This is a genomic window from Ruminococcus sp. CAG:57 (assembly GCF_000435935.1).
Classification (GTDB): Bacteria; Bacillota; Clostridia; order Oscillospirales; family Ruminococcaceae; genus Hominimerdicola; species Hominimerdicola aceti.
The window spans coordinates 1-203 of record NZ_FR890783.1 but is presented as its reverse complement, the minus strand read 5'-3'; positions in this window follow the sequence as shown (position 1 = coordinate 203).

Here is a 203-nt window from a genome sequence, read left to right as displayed (position 1 = left end):
TGGTGACGCAGTTTGGGTACACGGAAACCTATGCTGTGCTTTCTGAGAACAAGCTGACAGTAGTATCAGGAGCATATCTCGGTACGGATATGATGGAAAGACAGAGTTTTTCGCAGCTTATGGGTAAGCTTGCGGAAAATGTCAAGTATTAAAGGTTGGTGTAGTTATGCCATATATCCCATTTACAGACGAACAAAAAGTCC